The following is a 16247-nucleotide window of genomic DNA, read 5'->3' on the forward strand; positions in this document are numbered from 1 at the left end:
AGCAAGGCTGTCACATGATTGCGTTGCCGCAACGCGCGCAACGCCAAGTCTCAATCGGCGTTGCCGAGAACGGCTCGATGATCATGCGTAAAACAAAAAAATGAAACGCGCCGGCAAGACTGCCGTCGCGTGGGTTCAGTTCTGCAACTGGTCGAGCCTGCGCTGCGCTTCGGGCGAACCGAGCTGGGCGGCCCGGCGATACCAATTGCGCGCCGCAGCCGGATCGGCATTGATGTTGCGGATGTCCTTTGTTCCCAACACGTGGGGATCATAGGTCTGCGCCAGCATCAGCGCCGCAGCCGGCTCCTGCGCCTCGGCAGCGCGCTCGAGAAGAAGGCGTGCGGAGGGAATGTCGCCGGCGGCGAGCAGGCCCTTGGCGCGTTTCATAATGCCGGCGAGCTCATCGGGATCGAGCCGGCGTGCCTGTGCCGGCGGCGGGGCCGCCGTCACAGCGCCCAAGCCTGGCGCCACGATTGCCGCCCCAGCCCCCGGAGAGTTGATGGAAGCCGGCGCCATCGCCGACGGTGCGGCCGGAGCCGTCGCCGCGCTGGGTGCCGGGGCCGGAGCCGGCGTGGCGCGGTTCTGAAGGGCCGTCTGATAGGCGTTGGCGATGTCGTCCCGGGTCGGAGCGACGGCGGCGGTCTGCACCGGCGTCGCCGCAGCCGGCGGCTCCGGCGGCAGCCGCGCCGGCTCGTTCAGCTGCATGTCGCGCGCCGTCAGCTGTGTGCCGCTCGGCTGCGGTGGTGCCGTCGGGTCCGGCGTGGCGCCAATGATCGAAGCCTTGGCACTGGCGATCAGGTCGCGCGTCGCATCCGAGGTCACGAGGGCGAACAGCACCGCAACGCCCGCTGCGGCCACAACTGCGAGAAGGATGCGTGACGAGACCGACGTGCGGCGCGCCCGCGCCGGCCACTGATCTTCGAAATGCGTGCTGTCGATCTCGTGGCCGCTCTCGTATTCGGAGAGGAACATCGGCATCGATTCATCGGCCGGATATTGGTCCTGGGCAGACCTTTGGTCCTGGGCAGACCTCCCGAACCGATAGTGCGATGGCCGTTCCTGCGGAGGATCGCCGGGGAAAGGGCTAAATTCGGGACTAGTTGAATTTCTGTCGGTAAACCGCCCGCGCGTCCGCTCAGCCATGGCCTTCATTCCCCATCTCACTTCACGCAACATACTTTCGGTCCCGCGCCCGTCAGAAGCCCGAGACCCGTCGCGAATGCTGGAGGCACCCCACTGCCGACAACTAATTGACTAATTGAATCCGACTAAAAGTGGACGAGACCCGGCATGATTCTGGAAATATTTTGATCTCATTGTGACGACGCACGTGCGAATTCGCACCGCGGAAAATCCAGAAACGTTGAGATAACAACGACTAACATCGCAAATTAACCCTGCCACAATCCGCTTTGGTTGCGTTAACCAAAACACGCTCGTTTTCGGATTTTCGGCTTCAGGTTGCGGTTCCAGCGAGCTGGGCGCGCTGGAACCGGCCCGTGTGCGCCGGTTGCACCCCCATACAATGCCACCACGTTGACGCATTCGAGCCCGGGCGATCCTGGCGGGACGACCGCTCAGGGGATGACCGGGCTCGGTGGATCCCATGAGATGAATGGAAAGCGAAGCGTCAGGGATGCAGGATCACCTTGCCCATCGCCTGACGGCCGGCGAGCACCTTCAATGCGTCGGCGGTCTGCGCAAGCGGGAAGGTGCGGTCGACATGCGACGACAGCTTGCCTTCCGCGGTCCACTGCACGAGCTTTTCGAGATTGGCGCGATTCTTTGCCGGGTTCAGACGGGTCCACGCCCCCCAGAACACGCCGCGGATATCGCAGCCCTTCAATAGCGCGAGGTTGAGCGGCATTTTCGGGATGTCGCCGGCGGCAAAGCCGATCACCAGGAAGCGGCCTTCCCAGGCAATCGAGCGCAGCGCCGCCTCGGCGTAAGTACCGCCCACGGGATCGAAGATGATGTCGGCCCCCTTGCCGTCGGTCAGCCGGCGCAGACCTTCCTTCAGATCTTCCTTCGCGTAGTTCAAGGTCAGCGTCGCGCCGTGCTGCCTGGCGAATGCGAGCTTCTCGTCGGAGGACGCGCAGGCGATGACCTTCAGCCCCATCAGATTGCCGAGCTCGCAGGCGGCAAGACCGGTGCCGCCGGCGGCTCCGAGCACGGCCAGCGTCTCACCCGGCTTCGGGCTGGCGCGGTCCTCCAGCGCATGCAGCGCCGTGCCGTAGATGATGATGATGCCGGCGGCCCGATCGAAATCGAGATTATCGGGGATCTTGACGATGGCGGCGGCGGGGAGCGCGATCTTCTGGCGGGCGCCGTTATATCCGCAGGACGCAACCACGCGATCACCGACCTTCAGATCGGTGACACCGTCGCCGACGCTCTCGATCACGCCGGCGACCTCCGCCCCCGGCGAGAACGGGAACGGCGGCTTGATCTGGTACTTGCCCTGGATCATCAGGATGTCGAAGAAGTTGAGCGCCGCAGCCTTGACCGCAATCACAGCTTCGCCGGCACCGGCCACCGGATCGGGAACGTCGGTGAAGACGAGATCGTCGGGCTGGCAGAATTGCGAGCAGAGAACGGCTTTCATGGGCGCTCCTTGTTGGTTGCTGCCGGATCGGGCCCGGCTTTGGCAACGTCATGCCGGATTTGCAGCTGCGCCACAATCGCCAAGAGATGACGCCGGGAGGCGACGGGAAGCCGGACCTCGTCAGCAATGCCGCTCGCGGTCATGCGTGGCCGGCGGGTTCGCACGCTTTGCAAGCTGTGGGTTTAGCCGCTATCCATCGCCGCAGCGGGGCGGCGATTCCAGGCCATTTTCCAGTCACAATATTGGTGGAACGAAGTCGCGGGGAACATAACGTACATGTTGTTTGGGCGATTATTGACAGCGCTGGCGAGCGGCGTGCTGCTGGTCGGAGTTCCGGGGTTGGCGGCGGCGCAAAGTGCCGCGCCGAAGGCGTCGAAGGCTGCGCCTGCGCCACAGCCGAAAGCGGCGCCAAAGCCCGACGCGAAACCGGCGGTCCCGAGCATCGGCGGCGCGGAACCCACGCTGATCGGCCAGTTCGGCGGGTGGGGGGCGTACACCGCGATGCCCGCCGGCAAGAAGGTCTGCTTCGCGCTGGCCAAGCCGACCTCCTCGAAGACCAATCCGCCGAACCGCCCACGCGACCCGGCCTATGCCTTCGTGTCGACCCGTCCTTCCGAGAAAGTGTTCAACGAGGTCTCGATCATGATCGGTTACGCGATCAAGCCGGGCCTCGAGGCGGCATTGGACGTCGGCGGCGCGTCGTACGCGATGTATACCCAGGGCGACGGGCTGTGGATCAAGAACGCGGCCGAGGAGGAGCGCATGGTCGACGCCATGCGCAAGGCGCCGGAGGCCACGGTCAAGGGCGTCTCCGCCAAGGGCACCGAGACCACGGACGTGTTCTCGCTGAAGGGGCTGGCCCAGGCGCTCGACCGCATCGCCCAGGAGTGCCGGCGTTAGCGCTGGACGCCCGGCGCCGAGGCCGCCCTTGCGCGTACGGGTCGCATTTGCCGGCCGGATCGTTATATAAGCCAGCTGAAAGCCTTCGGCCGCTGCGGCCGGGCAGCATTTTGGGCCCCTCGACATGCCACCGACCGCCGGGCTGCGCGAACCCTCCGCGCCCCTCGAAAAGATCCCGCTCGAAACCTACGTGCCGCCGGCGAAACCCTCGCTGATCGGCCTGTCGCGCGCGGAGCTGGCGGCGAAGCTCGGCGAGATCGGCGTACCTGCGCACCAGCAGAAGATGCGCGTGCAGCAGCTCTGGCATTGGATCTATTTCCGCGGCGCCCGCACGTTCGACGAGATGACGTCGGTGTCGAAGGACACACGCACCGCCCTGGCCGAGCACGTCACGGTCGACCGTCCCGAAGTCGTGGCCGAGCAGATCTCCAACGACGGCACCCGCAAATGGCTGCTGCGGCTGCCGAGCGGCGACGATCTGCAGAAGGCGCACGAGGTCGAATGCGTCTACATCCCCGAGACCGACCGCGGCACCTTGTGCGTCTCCTCGCAGGTCGGCTGTACGCTCAATTGCTCGTTCTGCCACACCGGCACGCAGCGGCTGGTGCGCAACCTCACCGCCGGCGAGATCGCAGGCCAGGTGATGGTGGCGCGCGACCGTCTCAATGACTGGGCCGACCGCGAGACGCCGCTCGGCAACCGGCTGATCACCAATGTCGTGATGATGGGCATGGGCGAGCCGCTCTACAATTTCGATGCGGTGCGCGACGCGCTGCTCGTCGTCTCGGACAATGAAGGCATCGGCATCTCCCGCCGCCGCATTACGCTGTCCACCTCCGGCGTCGTGCCGAACATCAAGCGGGCCGGCGAGGAGATCGGCGTGATGCTGGCGATCTCGCTGCATGCGGTGCGCGACGAGCTGCGCAACGAGCTGGTGCCGCTCAACCGCAAATATCCGATCGCCGAATTGCTGCAGGCCTGCCGCGACTATCCCGGCGCGTCCAACGCGCGCCGCATCACCTTCGAATATGTGATGCTGAAGGGCGTCAACGATTCGCTCGATGACGCCCGGCTGCTGGTCAAGCTGCTCAAGGGCATTCCGGCCAAGATCAACCTGATCCCGTTCAATCCGTGGCCCGGTTCGGCTTACGAATGCTCGGACTGGGAGCAGATCGAGAAGTTCTCCGAATACGTCTTCAACGCCGGCTATTCCTCGCCGGTGCGCACGCCGCGCGGTCGCGACATTCTCGCCGCCTGCGGCCAGCTGAAGTCGGAGACCGAGAAGCTGTCGGCCCGCGAGCGCCAGGCGCTGCGCGCGATGGCGATGACGGATTGATGCCGATGTCGACCAACATGCTCCGTCATGGCGAGCGAAGCGAAGCAATCCAGAGCTGACCCTTGGCACTGGATTGCTTCGTCGCTAACGCTCCTCGCGATGACGATGAGGAGATATCTTCGCCATGGCGCTGATCGGCCGGCTGATCGTGATCGTATTCGCGTTTCTCGCCGCGTGCTTCGTGGCGGGGCTGATCGTCGTGACCGCGATCCTGTTCCCGGAATTCTCCGATCTCGGCAACGGCCCGATCGACCAGGGCGCTTTCGACGTGATCATCGGCTTCGGCTTCATCTTCGTCTCGGGTTTCGCGCTGATCCCGGCGCTCCTGATCGCTGTTATCACCGAGGCATTCTCGATTCGCAGCGTGCTCGCCTATGCGATCGGCGGCGGCGTGGTCGGCGCGGCCTGCTATCTCGGGCTGGTCCCGTTCGATCCCGAGACGTTCCGCTTCGAAGGCATCGTGCGCCGCCATCTGGAGATCCTGACCGGCGCCGGCATCGTCGGCGGGCTCGTCTATTGGCTCGTTGCCGGACGCAATGCCGGACGCTGGCGCGAGCCGTCCTCCCGGCTGCCACCCCCTCCGCCGCTGCCATCGGGGTCACCGCGGTGAGCCGCCGGCCTTTCCATCGCCACGCGCTTTCGCTAAACCGCGCGCCATGAATCGGACCGGCCTCTTCATCGCATTGTCGCTCGCGCTCGTCATCGGCGTGCTGTTCGGCGTCTATCCCGAGCTCGACCTGAAGCTGGCCGCGTTGTTCTACGATTCCCATACGCACAGCTTTCCCCTGAAGCTCGACGGCTACGCCGCTTTCGCGCGCGACGCCGCGATGTGGATTGCCTGGGGCATTGCCCTGCCGCCGATCGTCGCGCTGGTGGTGAAGTTCATCCGTCCCGACCGGCCGCTCCTGATCTCCGGCCGCACGATCGCTTTCCTGCTGCTGACGCTGTCACTCTCGGCCGGCGTGCTCACCAACTTCACCTTCAAATCCTATTGGGGCCGGCCGCGCCCGGTCGTCGTGACCGAGTTCGGCGGTGACCTGCCGTTCGTGCCGTGGTGGGATCCGCGCGGCGGCTGCGGCCGCAACTGCTCGTTCTTCTCCGGCGAGGGCGCCACGGCGTTCTGGACGCTGGCGCCGGCGGCGCTGACGCCGCCCGTCATACGGCCCTTCGCCTATGCCGCCGCAACGCTGTTCGGGCTCGCCACCTCGGTGCTGCGCATGGCGTTCGGCGGCCATTTCTTCACCGACGTCGCCGCCGCCGGCCTCGTCACCTTCATCGTGATCTGGCTCGCGCATGGCTACATCTATCGCTGGCCGTCCACGCGGCTGACAGATGCTGGCATCGATGCGGGACTGACCCGCATCGCGTGGCCCGGCTACCGCTTCCTGCGCCGCCGGTTTCGTCCCCGGCGGCGCGCGGCAGATACCGGCTCTGCGGCCTGAGCGCGGCCGCGGCGCCATTAATCGCGTGCCGAAGCCGGCCAAATCTGTTATTCGCGCCCGAATTTCGTAATCGTACCGCCATGACCACCGGTTGGATTCTCCATGACCACGATCCTGAAAAGCCTGCCCAAGGGCGAGAAAGTCGGCATCGCCTTCTCCGGCGGCCTCGACACCAGCGCCGCGCTGCTCTGGATGAAGCAGAAGGGCGCGCGCTGCTTCGCCTACACCGCCAATCTCGGGCAGCCGGACGAGTCCGACTATGACGAGATCCCGCGCAAGGCGCTGAGCTTCGGGGCTGAGAAGGCCCGCCTGGTCGACTGCCGCAATCAGCTGGTGCACGAGGGCATCGCCGCGATCCAGTCCGGCGCCTTCCACATCTCGACCGGCGGCATCACCTATTTCAACACCACGCCGCTCGGCCGCGCCGTGACCGGGACGATGCTCGTCGCCGCGATGAAGGAGGACGGCGTCAACATCTGGGGCGACGGCTCGACCTACAAGGGCAACGACATCGAGCGGTTCTACCGCTACGGCCTGCTCACCAATCCGGGCCTGAAGATCTACAAGCCGTGGCTCGATCAGCAGTTCATCGACGAGCTCGGCGGCCGCGCCGAGATGTCGGCATTCCTGACCGCCAACGGCTACGACTACAAGATGAGCGCCGAAAAGGCGTATTCGACCGACAGCAACCTGCTCGGCGCCACGCACGAGGCGAAGGATCTCGAGAACCTCGACAGCGGCATCCGCATCGTCAACCCCATCATGGGCGTGCCGTTCTGGCGCGAGGATTGTGCGGTCAAGGCCGAGACCGTCGTCGTCCGCTTCGAGGAGGGCCAGCCGGTCGCGCTGAACGGCCAGACCTTCACCGATCCGGTGGCGCTGTTCCTGGAAGCCAATGCGATCGGCGGCCGCCACGGCCTCGGCATGAGCGACCAGATCGAGAACCGCATCATCGAGGCCAAGAGCCGCGGCATCTACGAGGCGCCGGGCATGGCGCTGCTGCACATCGCCTATGAGCGCCTCGTCACCGGCATCCACAACGAGGATACGATCGAGCAGTACCGCATCAGCGGCATGCGCCTGGGACGGCTGCTGTACCAGGGACGCTGGTTCGATTCGCAGGCTCTGATGCTGCGCGAGACCGCGCAGCGCTGGGTGGCCCGCGCGGTGACCGGCGAGGTCACGCTTGAGCTGCGCCGCGGCAACGACTACTCGCTCCTCAACACCGAGAGCCCGAACCTGACCTACCAGCCGGAGCGGCTGAGCATGGAGAAGGTCGAGGATGCCGCCTTCACCCCGGCCGACCGCATCGGCCAGCTGACGATGCGCAACCTCGACATCGCCGACACCCGTACCAAGCTGAAGCTCTATTCGGACACCGGGCTGCTGTCGGGTTCGGACGGCGCGCAGATCTTCCAGCTCGGTCACGACAAGGACTGAGTTCGGAGCTGCTTTCTCCGCTGTCATCGTCCGCGAAAGCGGACGATCCAGTATTGCAGAGACGGCCGTTGTTGATCGAGAGAGCCGGCGCACTGGATGCCCGCCTTCGCGGAGCATGACGGTCGTGGTTGTTGATCCACATTGCCTTCTTGCAAACTCTGACCGTCGGATCACACCAACAACAAAAATGGCCGGGATCGCTCCCGGCCATTTTCATTTTGCTATCAGCGTCAGCGCGGCGGCGCGGTGCCGGGAGGCGGCGGCGGTAGCGCGGCCTGGCCGCCATTGAGCAGCGGCGTGATGCGGCGGACCGTGACGCGCCGGTTGATGCGGCTCGGTCCCTGCGTCTGCTCCTTCAGGTACTGCGCGCCGTAACCCTGCGACGTCAGGTTCTCGGCGGGCACGCCGAACTGCTGCGTGAGCAAGGTGGCGGCCGACTCGGCGCGGCGATCCGACAGCGACAGATTGTCGGTCTCATTGCCGACCGCGTCGGTATGGCCTTCGATCAGGAAGACCTCACGCGGGTTGCGCTGGATCGCCTGATTGAGGCCGTCGGCGATGACCTGCAGCTTCGCCGCCTGGTCCGGCCCGATCTCCCACGATCCGGTCTCGAAGGTGATGGTGTTGAGATCGATCGACGGCATCAGCTGGCGCACCGATGGCGAGTAGCGGACTTCGTCGAGCGAGTAGCGGCGCTGGACGCGCTCCACTGGCGGCGCGATCAGCGTGTCGTAGATGACGTCCGGCGGCGCCTCCTCGGCGTCGACGATGTAGCGATTATAGGGGATACGGATCTCCGGCGGCGGCAGGTCGACGTAGAAGCCGCCGACCGCAGACGGATCGCGGTAGGCGTTGTCGATGATGATGAACTCGCGGCCACCGGCCTCACGGCGGATACGGCGCATCAGCCGGCCGTCGGGCGCGGTCACCGTGATGATCTCGCTGCCGTCGGGACGAATGACGACCGTGCGGGTCTCACCACCCCCCATCTGCTGGACACGGATATCGCGCGCGCCATAGCGGAAGCGCTCGAGCTCATCGTGGCGCACGAATTCCTGCCCGCCCGGATCACGCACGATAACGCGGCCCGGTTCGTAGATCACGGTGCGGCCGCCTTCCTGGACCTCACGACGCTGGCCACGGAAATCCTCCATCCGCTGCGGTCCCTGCAGCGCAGCGCCCGGTGCAATGGGGGTCAGCTGCTGCTGTGACGGCGGCGGCGGTGGCGGAAGCGGCGCCGTAATCTGCGGCGGCGGCCGGTTGGACATGGCCGGCGGTCCGCCGGGCTGCGGTCCACCCTGTGGCGCGCCAGGGCCAGCCCCCGGTCCGGCGGCGGCGCCCGGTCCAGCTCCTGGCGGAGGTGCGCCTGGGCCGCCCGGAGGCGTGCCCGGACGTCCGCCAGGCGGCGGATTGCCGGCAACCGGCGGCGTGCCCTGCGGAGGGGTCTGGGCCGCTGGGGGCGCCAGGGGCGTGCCCGGTGCAGGCGCTATGGTGCCAGATGGCGGAGTCGGGGCGCCGCGCGGCGGGAGTCCGCCCTGCGGAGCACCGGGCGGCGGGCCGCCGGCACCCGGTCGACCAGCCGGCGGCTGTCCTGCAGCCGGCGGCGACGCCGGTGATGGCTGCGGAGAGGGTCCGGCGGCAGGGGGCGGCGAATGCGGTGGCGTCGTCGCAGCCGGAGGCGGCGGCAATCCGGGCCGTGCGCCCGGTCCGGCACCCGGCGCCGGCGGCGTGGGCGCAGCCACAGGCGGCGGCACCGGCGGCGTCGGACGCGCGGGCGCTGGAGGTGGCGCCGGCGTGGCGGCAGCTGGCGGGGCCGGCGTCGGTCGCACCGGCTCGCGCGGCACCACCGGCGGCGGTGCCGGCGAATGCACGGGTGGCGCCGCGACCGGCGGCGGCGGCGGCGGTGCGGGACGTGATGGCGGAGGCGCCGGAGGCTCTGCGCGCGGGGCCGGCGCCGCCGGACGCGGCGGCTCGGCGCGCGGAGGAGGCGGCGGAGGCGGTGCCGGAGCAGGACGCGGCGCGGCAGCCGGCGGCGGAGCCGGAGGTGGGGGCGGCGCCGGGCGCGGTGCGGCGGCCGGCGGTGGAGCAGGAGGCGGGGCTGGATGAGGCGGCGCAGCTGGCGGGGCGGCCGGCGGCGGCGCTCCGGGACGCGGCGGCTGACCTGGTGGCTGGCCATGCGGCGGCTGCTTGGGCCGTCCGTCCGGACCGACCTCGCCGCCCGGCCCTCCGGGACCTTGGGCCACGATCATGGGCGCGCTCTGCGCGTAGGATCCGGAGCTCGTCAGTTGCATCGCCGACAGCGCTGTCGTTGCAAGCAGCAGAACGCGAAGTTTGCTCATGTGTGTTGGTTTCCCGGAACGATCTTTTTTAGCACGGCGTGATCAACAAGTATGCGTTAGGCCGGATTGTGGCGCAGTTCAAATCCGCCTTCGGATTTATTTCGACCCGAATCGGCCGCGAATGAGACGCCATTCATGTTTCATTCAGTCCAGCTTTTCAAAGGCTTGGTCGAACAACACGCCGTGAGGGCCGGCGCCGGGCCAGCCCCCGCGCGCCTATCATGATCGCGGTTGCATCGCGGTCAATCCGTGGCCGGATTTGGCGTGGTCGGACCGAGCGGTCCACGACCTGGTATTTCGTCGGGCGTTTGACCCGGAAGCTCACGCGGAGGCGTTGGCATATCGGGCTCACGAACCGGCGGCGGCACCTCCGGGCTGGGGTTGCCGACCGGATCCTCCATGGGTGGCTCGACGGGATGCCCGGGTGTCGCTGGCGGAATCTCGGGCGGCTCGATTGGCATCACATCGCGACCTTTCGATTGTCGCCCACATCCGGGCGACGTCCGGTGACGGCGGCCGCGGCCATCTTGACGTAGCTGACGACCGTGCCGGGCGAATCCCAGAACTCGGCGTCATCGGGCGTGATCCTGAGCAGGCGGATGTTCGGATCCTCGGCGCTGTCCCACCACGCCTTGGCCGGCATCGAGAACAGTTCGCGGATCTTGCCACGATCGTTGGAGATCGCCGCGGTGCCGGTCAGCGAGACGTATTTCTGGCTGCCGGCGTCCGCAAATGACAGATTGACTTGGGGATTGCGCGCGATCTCCTCATCCTTGTGATGGCGCGCATCGGTCAGGAAATAGATCACGTTCTCGTCGCGCGCGAGACAGGCGCTCATCGGCCGTGCCCGCAGCTTGCTGCCGTCGCGGGTGACCAGCATGGCAAAGCCGATTGTCTTCATCAGGTCCCAGACGCGATCCTGATCGCGCCGCTCGTCACTGCTCATGATCCACTCCCTGGCTGTCAGGGAACGGTAACGCCGCGCTTCGGGCTGATGTTCCGCGTCAGAGGCCGGAAACGCGATGGACGCAGGAAACGCCTTCAGCCGCGCAGCAACAACGTATTGCTGCGCGTGCGCCCGCTTTCCCGGTAGCCACGGCCGATCATGTCCGCGAGACAGTCCTGCTGCCATTCGTCGCGCGACAGATGCTCGATGACGACGGCGCGCGGCCACAGCGTCGCCGGCGCGTCGCGGAAGAAGCAGGTCAGCACGCGGTCCTCGAACCCCTCGACATCGATCTTCAGCGCGTCGACCTTGGTCGCTCCGGCCTGTTCGAGAATCGCCTCGAGCCGCAGCGACGGCACCTTGAAGGCCTCTGCGCCCGCTGTTCCGGTCACGATGTGGCTGGCGCCGAGATTGTCGCCATCGGTTTCGATCATCACCTCGCCGTCGGTCTCGCCGGCCGCAGCGGCGACCAGCCTGACATGGGCAAGCGCGGACGCATCACGGTTGAAGCGGAGCCGCGCATGCGTGACCGGGTGCGGCTCGACCGCAATCACCAGACCGTTCGGACCGACGTGACGCGCCAGCGGCAAGGCGAACGTCCCGACATTGGCGCCGACATCGACGACCACACCGCCTTCAGACGTATGCCGGCGTAGGAAATCCAACTCCTCGCGATTGTAGTCGGGATTGAACAGCGCCCCACGCTCGGTCGCGCTGACCTGATGATGGAAGCGGAAACTGGCACCCTGATAGTCGACGTCGAGCGGCCCGGCCCTGAGCATGTTGACGACCCGCGTCAACATCGGCCGGAACGCACCACGCTTCAGCCCGGATCCGTGCGCCAGCCGGATGACCAGCGCCTGCGCTGCATTGGGAGCGAAGGCACCGAAGGGGGGCGGGGAGGGATCGTTGTCGGGCGTCAAGGTCGCATCCTGAACTGAGGGCTGGGTGTGATAACCGGTTTTGCGGAGGACGCCAATGCAGGCGACGTGGCCGCATTGTGGTCTCACCGGGACGACGCCGCGACAGCCCCCGCCGCTGGCCGCAACGGCTCGCCAGGCCGTCAGACCTGCTTGCGCTGGCGCAGGAAACGGCCAAGCAGGCGCCGCTTTCCCTTGCGCGGAATGAGATCGATGTCGCTCACCAATTTGGCGCCGCCCTTGCGCCGCTCGAGCACGATCTTGCGGCTGTGAAACGCCTCGAGCTCGGCCCGATGGGCGACGCTGACGATGGTCGCCTTCGGGAGCTCGCTGGTGACCATCTCCATCATTTCATCCTGGCTCTTCTCGTCGAGGGCCGACGTCGCCTCGTCGAGCACGACGATGTCAGGGGCGTGCAGCAACAGCCGCGCGAAGGCGAGGCGCTGCTTCTCGCCGCCCGACAAGGTCTGGTCCCACGGCGCCTCCTCCTCGATCCGGTCCTGGAGGTGATCGAGCCCGACCTTGTGCAGGGCTTCCCCGACCCGCTCCACATTCCAGTCCTCAGCGGCGCCAGGATAGGCCACGGCGCGGCGCAGGCTTCCCGACGGCACGTAGGGCCGCTGCGGCAGCATGAACAGCCGGCGGTCGGGATGGAAGTTGATGCTGCCGCCGCCCCACGGCCAGAGCCCCGCGATCGCGCGCACCAGCGTGCTCTTGCCGGTGCCGGATTCGCCAGCCACCAGCAGGCGCTCGCCGGGATCGACCACGACCTCGGTCTCGCCGACCACGGCGGTGCCGTCGTCGAGCGTGACCGACAGATCGTTCAGGCTGAGCATCGCCTCACCCGTGGTCTCGCCGCGCTTGATGCGGCCGAAACCATCACCGCGCTCGGCGCGCTCGAGCGCATCGAGCGACATCATCAGCGATGCAATGCGGCGGGCGCAGGCGTTCCAGTCGGCCAGGCGCGGATAGTTGTCGACGAGCCAGCCGAACGCGGTCTGCACGATCGTGAACGCGCTCGCGGCCTGCATCACCTGGCCGAGCGTCATGCTGCCGTCGAGAAATTTTGGCGCGCACAACAGCAGCGGCACGACCGGGGCGATCAGGCTCGAGCCCTGCGACACCAGCGTGGTGCGCATGTGCTGGCCGGCCAGCCGCGCCCATTGCTGCAGCACGCTGCCGAAGGTCCTGTCGATGCCGGCGCGCTCCTCGGTCTCGCCGCCGAGCAGCGCGATGCTTTCGCCATTCTCCCGCACGCGCGTCAGTGTGTAACGGAATTCGGCTTCCGCCTGGTTCTTGTCCTCCGAGATCTGCACGAAGCGGCGGCCGATCACCATGATCGAACCCGAGGCGATGGCGGCGTAGACGATCGCCGCGATCACGAGGAAGCCGGGAATCGTGACCTCGGTTGCGCCCAGATGAACCGTGAGCGCGCCGCCGATGGTCCAGAGCACGACGATGAAGGTCACAGCCGAGAGCAGCGCCGAGGTCACACCGGCCACGAAGTCGACCGGCGAGTCGGTTGCGATCCGCAGATCCTCGGCGATCCGGTATTCCGGGTTCTTGTGATCGCCGCTGACGAGGTTGAGCTGATAGTAGCGACCGCTGCTCAGCCAGCGCGTGATCACGCTGTTGGTGAGCCAGGCGCGCCAGCGCCGCTGGATTGCCATCCGCGCATAGACCTGCGCGACACCGAGGATGACGCTGCCGATCGCCAGCGGGAAGAAGATCGCGGTGAGATGAAAGACGGTTGCCGCATCGCGCTTCTCGATCGCATCGAAGATCGATCGATTCCAGACATTGATGCCGTATTGAAACGCGACGGTCGCGACGATCAGCAACAGCAGGCTGATCGTGAGCGGCCACGCCAGCCGGTCGCCGATCTTGCCCCAATAGCCGCGCGCGCTGATCCAAAAACGTGTCAGCAGATAGCGTTTGCGCAGTTGCTCGGCCTCTTCCGGCGAGAGCTCGGGATCAGGCTCGACCAGCTCGGGCGGGGGCGGCTCGACGTGGTCGCCATTCTCGGCGGCGATCTCGATGATCGGCGCCTGCTCGGGCTGCTGCGCAGCCCGCCGCGCGATGTCCTGGACCTGTCCCATGGCGCGATAACAGCAACAAAAGCAGATGGTTCCCGGCCGGGTTCCACTGCATCCCGGGAGGTGTCAATGCACCTCGGAGCCATGCACCACCGATGGTGCGCGGTAGAGCGGGACGGGCACGACCCTGCGCAGGACGCGGGACAATTCCTCGATCGAATAGGGCTTGCGCAACAGCTCGAAGCCGTGCGTGCCCTGTTGCGCCAGCACGTGGCTGTAGCCGCTGGCCAGCACCACCGGCACGTTGAGCTCGAGCCGGCGGATCTCCTCGGCGAATTCGAGCCCTGTCATGCCGGGCATGACGACGTCGGTGAACACGACGTCGAAGCGGGTCATGCCGCTGATCAATTCCTCGAGCGCGTCGTTGGCATTGTCCACCAGCGTGGTGCGATAGCCGAGCTCGGCCAGGGCCTCGGTGGCCGAGCGGCCGACAGCGATGTTGTCCTCGACCACCAGCACCGACATGCCGTCGCCGCCGATCGGGACGGACGGCTGGGGATCGGCGTGGGTCTGCCCGCTCACGCCCGCGATACGCGGCAAATACAGCGTGAAGGTCGCGCCGCGTCCGGGTTCGCTGAGCACGCCGATCTCGCCGCCGGACTGCTTGGCGAAGCCGAACACCTGGGACAGGCCAAGACCGGTGCCCTGCCCGATCGTCTTGGTGGTGAAGAACGGCTCGAAGATCCGGCCGACCTGCTCCGGCGGAATGCCGACGCCGGTGTCGCGGACCGCGACGGCGACGTAGCCGAGCGGCGGACGATCATGCGGCGCGACGGGAGTCGGCAGCTCGGCCACGGGTGCAACAGCGATGTTGAGGAGTCCCTGGCCGGCCATGGCGTCCCGGGCGTTGACGGCCATGTTGATCAGGGCCGTCTCGAACTGGCCGGCGTCGGCATTGACGTAGCACGGCTCGTCCGGAACCGAGGTCACGACCTCGATGCGAGAGCCGACCAGGGTCCTGGTCATGTCGCGCAAGGTGGCGACGCTGCGGCCGATGTCGAACACCTCCGGCTTCAGCGCCTGGCGCCGGGCGAAGGCGAGCAGCTGCGAGGTCAGCTTGGAGGCGCGCGCGACCGTGTCGGAGATGGCGTCGATGTAGCGCTGCCGCCGCTCGTCGGGGAGGTTGGGCCGTCGCAGCAGGTCGGCCGAGGCCCGGATCACCGTGAGCAGGTTGTTGAAGTCGTGCGCGACGCCACCGGTGAGCTGGCCGAGCGCTTCCATGCGCTGGCTGTGCTTGAGGGCGTCCTCGGCTTCCAGTCGGCGCGCGGCCTCGACGTAGAGGTGCTCGGTGCGCCGCCTGGCCAGGGCTAGGAAGATGATCAGCAGAACCGTGGCGGGGACGCCGAAGATCAGATGCCGGCTGATCGTGGACAGCCAACGGTTGCGGATGGTCGCCGTCTCGAGCCCGGTGGAAACATAGATTGGATAGCCGGAGAGCCGCTGGTAGCCGACACGCCGCTCGACCCCATCGACGGGCGAGGTCTCCGTGACCAGCTGCTCGGTATCGGCGGCACCCGCCGGGATGTCGCCCGGCGTCGAAGCGGTGCCTCCTTGAACAGCGGCGGGGAAACGCGCCAGGATCAGGCCGTCGAAGCGGCGCAGCGCGAAGTAGCTGCCCGGCGCACGGCCGATGCGGGCATAGAAGTGCTCGAAATAGTCGGGAAGAATCGAGGCCTGAATGATGCCCGTGAAGCTGCCGTCGTCGCTCTGGCGCCGGCGGCTGATGCCGAAGAAGGCCGCACCTTGATAGGGCGAGCGCGGCGTCAGCGGCGCGCCGATGAAGGTGCCGATGCTGTCCTTGACGTGGGCGCTGAAATAGTCGCGGTCGGCGAAGGTCATGTCCGGCGCCGGATAGATCATGCTGTTGACGAGCGGCCGGCCATTGGCGTCGAACACCCAGGCCGACTTCATCTGCGGCAGCGAGTCCGCCAGCTGGCGAAGCCGCGCATGCAGCGCCTGCCCCCGCGTCCGGATGTCGGTATCGGACAGATCGCGGACGATCTCGTCGATCTCCGACAGGCTGCGGTCGATGGTCTCGAACACCTTCAGCGCATGCTCGTGGACAACGTCCAGCGAACGGCGGATCTCGCGATCGGCTTCCTCGGAAGTCGTGCCGTAGGATACGTGAGCGGCGATCAGGAACAGCGCGACGGGAAGCGCGAGCGACGCGACCATCATCCATCGCAACATCGTCAGCGATTTGCTTTGTGCCGTCTGCACGGT

13 protein-coding genes are annotated in these 16247 nt (G+C 67.0%); 5 read left to right on the plus strand and 8 right to left on the minus strand.

The annotated features are described in order from the left end of the window. Positions 1–135 precede the first annotated feature (135 nt). On the minus strand, positions 136–1143 hold the full coding sequence (locus tag LQG66_RS22455) for an SEL1-like repeat protein (protein ID WP_231327895.1): 1008 nt from the start codon (positions 1141–1143) through the stop codon (positions 136–138). A 487-nt stretch (positions 1144–1630) separates the two neighbouring features. Beyond that, positions 1631–2605: an NADPH:quinone oxidoreductase family protein gene (locus LQG66_RS22460; RefSeq protein ID WP_231317853.1), complete on the minus strand. Its 975-nt coding sequence runs from the start codon at positions 2603–2605 to the stop codon at positions 1631–1633. Between the two features lie 276 nt (positions 2606–2881). On the opposite strand from LQG66_RS22460, the gene LQG66_RS22465 reads away from it, so the two are divergent. The 5 genes from LQG66_RS22465 to argG all read left to right on the plus strand — a co-directional run bounded on the left by LQG66_RS22465 (position 2882) and on the right by argG (position 7723). Further along, positions 2882–3505, plus strand: a complete 624-nt coding sequence (locus LQG66_RS22465) for an invasion associated locus B family protein (RefSeq protein ID WP_231317854.1) — start codon at positions 2882–2884, stop codon at positions 3503–3505. 124 nt (positions 3506–3629) lie between these two features. Then, positions 3630–4841, plus strand: coding sequence for a dual-specificity RNA methyltransferase RlmN (gene rlmN / locus LQG66_RS22470; protein ID WP_231317855.1), 1212 nt, complete (start codon positions 3630–3632; stop codon positions 4839–4841). A 124-nt stretch (positions 4842–4965) separates the two neighbouring features. Continuing rightward, a complete protein-coding gene (locus LQG66_RS22475; RefSeq protein WP_231317856.1) occupies positions 4966–5451 on the plus strand; it encodes a hypothetical protein in 486 nt (161 codons plus the stop codon). Positions 5452–5497: 46 nt separating this feature from the next. Then, positions 5498–6283, plus strand: coding sequence for a phosphatase PAP2 family protein (locus tag LQG66_RS22480; RefSeq protein ID WP_231317857.1), 786 nt, complete (start codon positions 5498–5500; stop codon positions 6281–6283). A 102-nt stretch (positions 6284–6385) separates the two neighbouring features. Beyond that, positions 6386–7723 carry an argininosuccinate synthase gene (gene argG / locus LQG66_RS22485; protein ID WP_231317858.1) on the plus strand — a complete coding sequence of 446 codons (1338 nt, stop codon included), beginning with the start codon at positions 6386–6388 and terminating at the stop codon, positions 7721–7723. 230 nt (positions 7724–7953) lie between these two features. Here argG and LQG66_RS22490 read toward each other — a convergent pair whose 3' ends face one another. The 6 genes from LQG66_RS22490 to LQG66_RS22515 all read right to left on the minus strand — a co-directional run bounded on the left by LQG66_RS22490 (position 7954) and on the right by LQG66_RS22515 (position 16244). After that, complete coding sequence (locus LQG66_RS22490) at positions 7954–10062, minus strand: OmpA family protein (RefSeq protein WP_231317859.1); 2109 nt, start codon at positions 10060–10062, stop codon at positions 7954–7956. A 242-nt stretch (positions 10063–10304) separates the two neighbouring features. Further along, positions 10305–10523, minus strand: coding sequence for a hypothetical protein (locus LQG66_RS22495; RefSeq protein WP_231317860.1), 219 nt, complete (start codon positions 10521–10523; stop codon positions 10305–10307). Further along, positions 10523–11008: a pyridoxamine 5'-phosphate oxidase family protein gene (locus LQG66_RS22500; RefSeq protein ID WP_231317861.1), complete on the minus strand. Its 486-nt coding sequence runs from the start codon at positions 11006–11008 to the stop codon at positions 10523–10525. The genes LQG66_RS22495 and LQG66_RS22500 overlap by 1 nt, the downstream gene beginning before the upstream one ends. 95 nt (positions 11009–11103) lie before the next feature. Further along, positions 11104–11931: an FkbM family methyltransferase gene (locus LQG66_RS22505; RefSeq protein ID WP_231317862.1), complete on the minus strand. Its 828-nt coding sequence runs from the start codon at positions 11929–11931 to the stop codon at positions 11104–11106. A gap of 140 nt (positions 11932–12071) precedes the next feature. Then, positions 12072–14027: an ABC transporter ATP-binding protein/permease gene (locus LQG66_RS22510; protein WP_231317863.1), complete on the minus strand. Its 1956-nt coding sequence runs from the start codon at positions 14025–14027 to the stop codon at positions 12072–12074. Positions 14028–14090: 63 nt separating this feature from the next. Beyond that, positions 14091–16244, minus strand: coding sequence for a hybrid sensor histidine kinase/response regulator (locus LQG66_RS22515; protein ID WP_231317864.1), 2154 nt, complete (start codon positions 16242–16244; stop codon positions 14091–14093). Positions 16245–16247 lie beyond the last annotated feature (3 nt).

Origin of the sequence: Bradyrhizobium ontarionense, assembly GCF_021088345.1 — a bacterium.
GTDB lineage: Bacteria > Pseudomonadota > Alphaproteobacteria > Rhizobiales > Xanthobacteraceae > Bradyrhizobium > Bradyrhizobium ontarionense.

What these genes read in the sequence shown, in the direction of transcription:
- LQG66_RS22460 (WP_231317853.1), bottom strand. Translation starts at nt 2,605, where the DNA reads ATGAAAGCCGTTCTCTGCTCGCAATTCTGCCAGCCCGACGATCTCGTC.
- LQG66_RS22475 (WP_231317856.1), top strand. Translation starts at nt 4,966, where the DNA reads ATGGCGCTGATCGGCCGGCTGATCGTGATCGTATTCGCGTTTCTCGCC.
- LQG66_RS22495 (WP_231317860.1), bottom strand. Translation starts at nt 10,523, where the DNA reads ATGCCAATCGAGCCGCCCGAGATTCCGCCAGCGACACCCGGGCATCCC.
- LQG66_RS22465 (WP_231317854.1), top strand. Translation starts at nt 2,882, where the DNA reads ATGTTGTTTGGGCGATTATTGACAGCGCTGGCGAGCGGCGTGCTGCTG.
- LQG66_RS22510 (WP_231317863.1), bottom strand. Translation starts at nt 14,027, where the DNA reads ATGGGACAGGTCCAGGACATCGCGCGGCGGGCTGCGCAGCAGCCCGAG.
- LQG66_RS22455 (WP_231327895.1), bottom strand. Translation starts at nt 1,143, where the DNA reads ATGGCTGAGCGGACGCGCGGGCGGTTTACCGACAGAAATTCAACTAGT.
- argG (WP_231317858.1), top strand. Translation starts at nt 6,386, where the DNA reads ATGACCACGATCCTGAAAAGCCTGCCCAAGGGCGAGAAAGTCGGCATC.
- LQG66_RS22480 (WP_231317857.1), top strand. Translation starts at nt 5,498, where the DNA reads ATGAATCGGACCGGCCTCTTCATCGCATTGTCGCTCGCGCTCGTCATC.
- LQG66_RS22500 (WP_231317861.1), bottom strand. Translation starts at nt 11,008, where the DNA reads ATGAGCAGTGACGAGCGGCGCGATCAGGATCGCGTCTGGGACCTGATG.
- LQG66_RS22490 (WP_231317859.1), bottom strand. Translation starts at nt 10,062, where the DNA reads ATGAGCAAACTTCGCGTTCTGCTGCTTGCAACGACAGCGCTGTCGGCG.
- rlmN (WP_231317855.1), top strand. Translation starts at nt 3,630, where the DNA reads ATGCCACCGACCGCCGGGCTGCGCGAACCCTCCGCGCCCCTCGAAAAG.